This window comes from Phocaeicola sp. RTP21198st1_B8_RTP21198_201120, from assembly GCF_040929485.1.
Classification (GTDB): domain Bacteria; phylum Bacteroidota; class Bacteroidia; order Bacteroidales; family Bacteroidaceae; genus Phocaeicola; species Phocaeicola dorei.
Genome location: NZ_JBCOCI010000047.1, coordinates 30,738 through 38,234, shown reverse-complemented (window position 1 = coordinate 38,234; position 7,497 = coordinate 30,738). Strand labels below are relative to the sequence as shown.

Here is a 7,497-nt window from a genome sequence, read left to right as displayed (position 1 = left end):
CAAAATCCTGAGCAACTTTTTGTTGCTCAGGTACTTAAAAAGTTTAATTTATAATAGTGTTGCGGAATTAAGGCTTTGTAATTTTCTGCCATTTCTTTTGTCTGTGTTTATAAAAATAAAGAGTCCACCAAGCAACAAGCGGGGTTAGATAACCAGCATACAATTCAACACTATCGGTATATTTTATAACATTTTCGGTAATCTTTTCCATTTGAATATAATGATTCCATATAGTTACTCTTTTATTATACTCATTTGAGACTATTTCTCTTGATTTTTTATCAATCTTAATTACGTTGATTGTATGTTTTCCAATAGGAATAAATCGATGAAGAAACATCTTAAAATAAAATGTTTCCCCCTCTTTCCAAACAGGAGGAATATTGCCATAAGATATAAAACTTGCTTTGGGTTTACAAATTTCTCTTAGCGTTTCAATATCTTGAATCTTGCACCAAATATTTTCAATGTCAGTTTCAAATACTGATGTCACTACAACTTTGCGACCCATAACTTTTTTACCTCTCCGTGTCACTAAACAAATCTTTTTTATCATATAGGAATAATTAAAACATTAAACATCTATTTACCTTACACTTATGCTCTTTTTATTAACTTTGTGCAAAGTTAGATGTAAGATACTCTAAAGACAATAGTCATTTATAATGAGATGCAACCTAACTATTTAACAATAAACGTCATAGCAAGCATGATAATTAATGAAATAGAAAAGAAAGTCATAAATATACTACCAACATCAAGCATAGAGTTCGATGAAATTGATTATTCCATTCTTGAAAAGAGGAAAAATGACTGGATTAAACTTTCAGAAGTTACGCATAGTATCGTATTGGTATTTGATTGCTACACTAATAAATTCGTTTTTGTTTCTGATAATATTCCTAAACTATATGGACTTGACTCCCGTAGGTTGTTTATTCATGGACATCAGCCAGTTATTGAGGTTATACATCCGGACGATATAGATTATGGGTTACTTGTAAGAAAGAAAATCTATTCGATATTACGCTCATTCTCCAATGAAGAAAAGAGGAACTATAAAGCCATTCATGAAATGAGGATAAGAAATATGCGGGGTGAATACATACGCATAATAGAACAAGAACAAGTTCTTGAGTTAGATAAATCAGGAAATATTTGGCTTATGCTATCGGTTATTGATGTTGATGCAAGCCATGAATCGGAAATTATTAAAAGCCACCTATATAACTTTAAAACTGGAGAGCAGATATTTATAGATTTATCTGACACACTGGATGAACCTTTGACAAACCGGGAATTAGAAGTTTTACGATTTATGAAGAAAGGCTTATTAAGTAAAGAGATAGCAGAGGCATTAAAAGTTAGCATTAATACAGTGAATAGTCATAGACAGAATATATTACAAAAGTTAAAAGCTAACAATTCGATTGAAGCTGTCAACTTCGCTCAAAGGCTGGGCTTGTTCAATAAATGCAGCATTGATAAAAGCGAGAAGAGGGATGTTTTGCCATAAATAAAATGAAACTAACAACTTACAATCGTAACAAATAACTATTTTTGTGGCACCATTATAAAAGTTCATGTTAAATACAGAAAACATACAATCACTCATTGATAGCGGAGAAGGCTACAATGTGGAATTTAAAGTCCGTGTTCCTTCAAAAGTTCGTGAACTGACAGAGGAAATATGTGCTTTCGCCAATGCAGACGGAGGATATTTGCTTATTGGAGTAGATGATAACGGGCAAGTAGTAGATACTAATTTAGAAAACGATAAACGTTCTGCCATTCAAGGTTCTATCAGCGAAATATCTCCTGCACTCCACTGTGAATTGTATTCCGTAAATGTTGGGAATAAAACTGTTTGGGTAATTGATGTTCCGTCCGGCAAGGATAAACCTTATATATTTTCCGGTTCTATCTATGTGCGTGAGGGGGCAAATTCACAGAAACTTCGCACAGCCGAAGAAATGCGTAGCTTCTTTCAGGAATGTAACAAAATCTTTTTCGACCATATACCCTGTCATTGGTTCAATATCTACACGGATGCAGACGAACAAATGATTAAAGACTTTCGAACAGAAGCCAAACTAAGTCCGTCCACACCCGACAAACAAATATTTGAGAACTTGGAACTGTTTACCGAAAATGGAACGGCAAAGAACGGAGCAGCGATGTTCTTCGGAAAACAACCTGAAAGAAAATTTCCACACGCTGTTACAAGATGTGTTCTTTTCAAGGGAACAAATAAAGTCTATATTATAGATGATAAAACTTTCGGAGGTTCATTGTACCAACAGTATTTACAGGCGATGTCTTGGCTGGAAAGCAAACTGCAAGTAGCTTATAAAATAGAGGGTGCAGGACCAAGAGAGGAAATCTGGGAAATACCTCTGACCGTATTTAAAGAAGCCATTATAAACGCCCTGTCGCACCGTGATTATTACGAACAAGGCGCAAGCATTATGATAGAAATGTTTGACGACCGAGTAGAGATTTCCAATCCCGGAGGACTTCTACCTGTTGTGGCTAAAGATTTCGGACATAAAAGTATGACACGTAATCCGCTAATTTTCGGTTTATTTACCCGTATGCACTTGGTTGAAAGAGTTGCATCCGGTATTCCCCGTATGCAGGAAGCCATGAGAGAGGCGAATCTGCCCGAACCGGAATTTCACACAGAGGGGATGTTTACAGCAGTGTTCAAACGTCAAATCTCTAACTCTGCCAACTATGACACAGTAAATGGCAGAGTAAATGACATAGTAAATGATGCTATAAACGAGAATGAACAAGCTATAATCAATTTACTGATAGTAACTCCCGGCTTAAATGCTTCCGAAATAGCAAATCATATAGGCAAAAGTGTAAGAACAACAATGCGATATATTAAATCCTTACAAGAAAAAGGTATAGTAGAATTTAGAGGTGCACCCAAAACAGGAGGATATTATACCGTATTATTATCACTTTAATAACTGCAACTGATTCAAGATAGATTAACATAGACTTCTGTAGGATTAGTGAACCATGATTCAGCAATAGTACAAGAGAGCAACAGCTCTGCTTCTTTATCATTTAATGGATATTTATCAATTAAATTAGCTATGTCACTTTTATTATAGACATAAATATTAGCATTTTTTGTTGTGTATTCTTCTCTGAATTTCAAGACAAAATTATGCAATACTTCTTTATTCATACTTTCACCTTTATATAATACATGAAAATTTTCAACGGCATGATTGTGGTTTTCTTTTAATATTTCATATTGAGATAGTAACAATTTATTCTTAATAATACGCTTATTTTCATGAATCAATATAGGAATAAGCTTATATGACTCTGCTTTTCTTTGCATTTTATAGAATCTTATATCCCTATTTGCTAATCCTTCTATTATTTGCATTTGATGCTTTTCATCCATATTTAAACCAAAATAAATCGATTTTAATGCAAAAGGATTATATTCTTTCCGTTTTGAAGTTGAATATATTAACCGTATCTCATTCTCATATTCCCATGATTTAGATTTTGTTCCAAACATTTTAATCAAAAATCCATCTTTATTGTAAATATCATCAAGTCCAATTATTGGTGGTTCATTCTTATATTCGATTTTCATTCGATTTACATCAAAAGTATAATTTTCACTGTCCTGTAATTTTTCAATATCATATTCTATACAAAATCCTTTATGAGAATTTGCATAGTGTGCCCACATCAATTCATTATCAGGATAATCGGCTTGAGATAATGCTAATGAGTATATTCCTATATTATTTTTGAACAGAATTAATTCTTCCCAATATTTTTTAACGTCTTTAATATTTGCTCCAAAAACTGATTCAAAAAGGGCAAGTGCTCTTTCTATATTATCTATATAAGTTGCTTCAAAAGGGTCATTTAAATCAGTTAAAGAAGAAGCCCATAATTCATCTTTTATCAAAGTTTCTATATCACGGAGGTTTCCCTTATCATTAACGGCAATATTTGCCCTGTATTTATATCCATTCATTTGCAAAAACTATTTTATACAAATATAGTAACTATAACAAAAAATCTCTATCTTTGTATTCAGAAATCGTACCCAAGATACAAACTGATGTCGAACGGTGCAAAGCTGTGAAAACCTTATTCAAGGGACTAACATCGTGATAAAGATATAACTTATTGAGAAATAGTGCTATACAAACTGATTTTCGGTTGCTGGTGGCACCACCTTGAAGAAAAAAAGACAGTAAAATCCTGATTTCGGAAATCAGGATTTTTTATTTTCTCACAAAACACAAAATACGGCAATATAGACTGGATGACGAGGTATACGAGCTTTCAGCTCGATTATAACTTTCTCCACTTCTGACCTGCCTCCATATTTGATTAAGTCTTGGAGCAAAACTACTCCTTCCCGATATAAATCCCAATTTGATGCATATTAAAAAAACACCTTATACTTGAAGCATAAAGCTGGATGAATTCATCTTTGTAGAGTTCCCGAACATCTTCGGGAGCATCATCAAGAGTATAAGCAGAAAGATTCTTACGCAAAGATTCCATATACCTGCCCCACATCTTTTCCTGCGTATAGCTGGCAGGATTTAGTTTGAATACAGTTTCTCCGCCAAATGCAAGAAAACGGTTCTGAGATTGTTTATCATTCACACATTCTTTTTTTATAAACTCGTCAAATCACCTCTGAGCTTCTACTACAACAAGTCTATTTTAGACTGCAATATCTCAAACTTATATAATATGCATATAAATCTTAATCATCGACGAACTGCAAAAAGTTCAGCTTCAGTTTCCCAAGTATCATCCGGACACTTTACCATACGTTGCCAACGGAATGAGGTCGCTGTAATTTCCGAAAACACCCACTGTATATTCTTCTCATTAATTTCCGTCTGAACAATCCTGTTTCCTTCTCTTTTTCCTTCCAGTTGTGTAGCCCCTCCTAATTCCGTATATAAAATATCCCATGCTTCTGTATTAGGATTATACATACGTACCGTAGTCGCATAAGCTGCATCCGGTTGATAATCTTTAATCCGCGCCTTACGCGAAGGACAAATAAACACATCTTGAATTGCAGTCCCTTCCAGTACCCAAGCGAATATCCACTCTCCCTGAACATGTCTTTCGCCTGTTGTACCTTGGTTATCAACCCATTCAAAATCCCATTCACCGACAAACTGTCCATACAGGTTGTCTTTTTCCGGTATCAAATTGCTTTTCCCTTTTGACACTAATACGTTTATAAATTCTCCCATACTTTACCTTACTGACTCTAGATTAGACAAATATAAGATTTATAATTAATAATCACTAATATTAAAGCAATTATCTGTATGCAATATTCATGTCGAAAGCAAACAGATACATAGTACAAAAAACGGATTTCCCTACTCCCAAACAGATTTTTTATATTACACCTCAAGAACATTTCATTTACAAACTTATTGCAAAAAAAGTATTTGGTCATTAAATCTCAATTATTCAAAAAAGAAATACCGATAAAAAGTCTTTTTTCCCTATATTTGCTAGACTAAAAAAAGAAAAATGTCATTAACTCAATTAATATGAAAAAACTATCATTTATTACCGTATTTGTATTCCTGTCCATTCTTTTTGTACAGGCACAGCAAGCAAAGTATGTATTTTATTTCATCGGAGATGGAATGGGTGTTAACCAAGTTTTAGGAACAGAGATGTATCGTGGGGAGTTGGAAGGCAAAATTGGTGTGACTCCGTTATTATTCACCCAATTTCCTTATGCAACCATAGCCACTACTTTCTCGGCAACCAACGGAGTGACAGATTCAGCCGCTGCAGGAACAGCACTTGCTACGGGAAACAAAACAAAAAATGGCGCATTAGGTGTGAAAAAGGATCTGGAAACCAAAGTTAACAGTATTGCTTCTTGGGCAAAAGAAAAAGGTTGCCGTGTAGGTATCAGTACCAGTGTCAGCGTAGACCATGCCACACCGGCTGCTTTTTACGCACACCAAGGACAAAGAAGCAGCTATTACAACGTAGGTCTGGATTTGATTGATGCCAACTTCGATTTCTATGCAGGATCAGACTTTTTAGATCCCACCAACAAAAAAGCCGCCGGTTCAAATTCAGAAAGTTTGTATACACTAGTGGACAAAGCCGGATATACCATAGCCCGTGGCTACAAAGACTATCAGAAAAAAGCAAAAAAATCGGATAAACTGATTCTCTTACAACCTGCGACAGCAACAGACAATAGTGCTATCCCCTATGCTATCGATCGAAAAAAAGGCGATATGACTTTAACTGAAATCACCCGTGCCGGAATCAATTTCCTATCTAAAGATCTATCAAAAGGGTTTTTCCTTATGGTTGAAGGAGGTAAAATAGACTGGGCTTGCCACAGCAACGACGCCGCTACTGCATTCCACGAAGTGATGGATATGGATAATGCCATAAAAGTTGCTTACGAATTCTACGAACAACATCCTGATGAAACCCTGATTGTAGTAACAGCCGACCACGAAACCGGAGGAATCGTTTTAGGAAAAGGTCCGTATACTTTGAACCTACAAGCTTTAAAATCACAAAAAGTAAGTGAAAGCGGATATACCAAAATTGTAAACGAATTAAGAAAAAAATACAAGAATCAAGTACCTTGGGAAGTTATCAAGCAATCATTGAAGGATAATTTCGGATTTTGGGATAGTATTCAACTGAATGAAAAGCAAGAAGCATCCCTGAAGAAAGTATATGATGAATCATTTAGCGGTAAAGAGATAGATTTAACCCAAAGTGAATATCAACAAGACGAACCTTTGGCAGCTGAGGCCAAGAGAATTCTGGATGACATCGCTCTAGTAGGTTGGACCAGTGGAGGGCACTCAGGAGGTTATGTCCCCGTATTCGCTATCGGAGCCGGCGCCCAACTATTCCAAGGCCGCATCGACAATACCGAAATTCCGGTAAAAATAGCAGAAGCTGCTGGTTATCCCAACAATTAATCGAAAGCAAGATAGTGCGACAAACGTTCCAAGTCTTTCTCAGTGAATTCCTCATACAAGGATAACTGGGAAAGACTTTTTAATTTTCCCTTTTTCCTCCTACATTCTATAATCACCTTTGCCTGATAAAAATTCATATAAGGATGAGAGCGAAGTTTGTCAAGCCCAGCCTTATTGGCATTTATCCGATGAATTGGTGTATTTCCGAGTTTAAACCACTTCAACATATCCTCATCTACATAGTTCACTTCCTTTAACTGAACCGTGTCATAAAAACCTCCCAAACGTTTCCGGTAAGCCACAATCATGCGTGCAATGCCACTGCCTATTCCCGGAATCTTTTTCAACTCGGTAGTGTCCGCTTCACTCAAATCGACTAAAGTTCCTTCCGGATATTTATAAGCTGCCAACGTATCTTTCTCCACCTTTTTGATAAAGTGCAATGTATCCTGTTTCCGCCGAAAAGCCTCTGAAATCTGGATATAGGGTTTTAAGA

At 35.6% G+C, this 7,497-nt stretch carries 8 protein-coding genes; 3 read left to right on the top strand and 5 right to left on the bottom strand.

Annotated features, from left to right (window positions below):
* Positions 1–67: 67 nt before the first annotated feature.
* Positions 68–556: a hypothetical protein gene (locus tag AB5935_RS15755; protein ID WP_368327479.1), complete on the bottom strand. Its 489-nt coding sequence runs from the start codon at positions 554–556 to the stop codon at positions 68–70.
* A gap of 153 nt (positions 557–709) precedes the next feature.
* On the opposite strand from AB5935_RS15755, the gene AB5935_RS15750 reads away from it, so the two are divergent.
* The gene (locus AB5935_RS15750; RefSeq protein ID WP_120053607.1) at positions 710–1,516 is read left to right on the top strand and encodes a LuxR C-terminal-related transcriptional regulator; all 807 of its coding nucleotides are present in this window, start codon (positions 710–712) and stop codon (positions 1,514–1,516) included.
* Between the two features lie 67 nt (positions 1,517–1,583).
* Positions 1,584–2,978 carry a helix-turn-helix domain-containing protein gene (locus tag AB5935_RS15745; RefSeq protein ID WP_038608635.1) on the top strand — a complete coding sequence of 465 codons (1,395 nt, stop codon included), beginning with the start codon at positions 1,584–1,586 and terminating at the stop codon, positions 2,976–2,978.
* 14 nt (positions 2,979–2,992) lie between these two features.
* Here AB5935_RS15745 and AB5935_RS15740 read toward each other — a convergent pair whose 3' ends face one another.
* The 3 genes from AB5935_RS15740 to AB5935_RS15730 all read right to left on the bottom strand — a co-directional run bounded on the left by AB5935_RS15740 (position 2,993) and on the right by AB5935_RS15730 (position 5,273).
* Positions 2,993–4,021, bottom strand: a complete 1,029-nt coding sequence (locus AB5935_RS15740) for a DUF2971 domain-containing protein (protein ID WP_038608632.1) — start codon at positions 4,019–4,021, stop codon at positions 2,993–2,995.
* Between the two features lie 380 nt (positions 4,022–4,401).
* Complete coding sequence (locus tag AB5935_RS15735; protein ID WP_007834964.1) at positions 4,402–4,665, bottom strand: hypothetical protein; 264 nt, start codon at positions 4,663–4,665, stop codon at positions 4,402–4,404.
* A gap of 107 nt (positions 4,666–4,772) precedes the next feature.
* Positions 4,773–5,273, bottom strand: a complete 501-nt coding sequence (locus AB5935_RS15730; protein WP_007834963.1) for a hypothetical protein — start codon at positions 5,271–5,273, stop codon at positions 4,773–4,775.
* Between the two features lie 309 nt (positions 5,274–5,582).
* Here AB5935_RS15730 and AB5935_RS15725 point away from each other — a divergent pair, with 309 nt between their 5' ends.
* Positions 5,583–7,001 (top strand): alkaline phosphatase, encoded by a 1,419-nt coding sequence (locus tag AB5935_RS15725; RefSeq protein ID WP_008656811.1) that lies wholly within the window; start codon positions 5,583–5,585, stop codon positions 6,999–7,001.
* Here the strand turns inward: AB5935_RS15725 and AB5935_RS15720 are convergent.
* On the bottom strand, positions 6,998–7,497 hold a 500-nt coding region (locus AB5935_RS15720; RefSeq protein ID WP_368327478.1), incomplete at its 5' end, for a ComEA family DNA-binding protein. The two genes, AB5935_RS15725 and AB5935_RS15720, sit on opposite strands and share 4 nt — an antisense overlap.

What these genes read in the sequence shown, in the direction of transcription:
- AB5935_RS15755 (WP_368327479.1), bottom strand. Translation starts at nt 556, where the DNA reads ATGATAAAAAAGATTTGTTTAGTGACACGGAGAGGTAAAAAAGTTATG.
- AB5935_RS15750 (WP_120053607.1), top strand. Translation starts at nt 710, where the DNA reads ATGATAATTAATGAAATAGAAAAGAAAGTCATAAATATACTACCAACA.
- AB5935_RS15745 (WP_038608635.1), top strand. Translation starts at nt 1,584, where the DNA reads ATGTTAAATACAGAAAACATACAATCACTCATTGATAGCGGAGAAGGC.
- AB5935_RS15740 (WP_038608632.1), bottom strand. Translation starts at nt 4,021, where the DNA reads ATGAATGGATATAAATACAGGGCAAATATTGCCGTTAATGATAAGGGA.
- AB5935_RS15730 (WP_007834963.1), bottom strand. Translation starts at nt 5,273, where the DNA reads ATGGGAGAATTTATAAACGTATTAGTGTCAAAAGGGAAAAGCAATTTG.
- AB5935_RS15725 (WP_008656811.1), top strand. Translation starts at nt 5,583, where the DNA reads ATGAAAAAACTATCATTTATTACCGTATTTGTATTCCTGTCCATTCTT.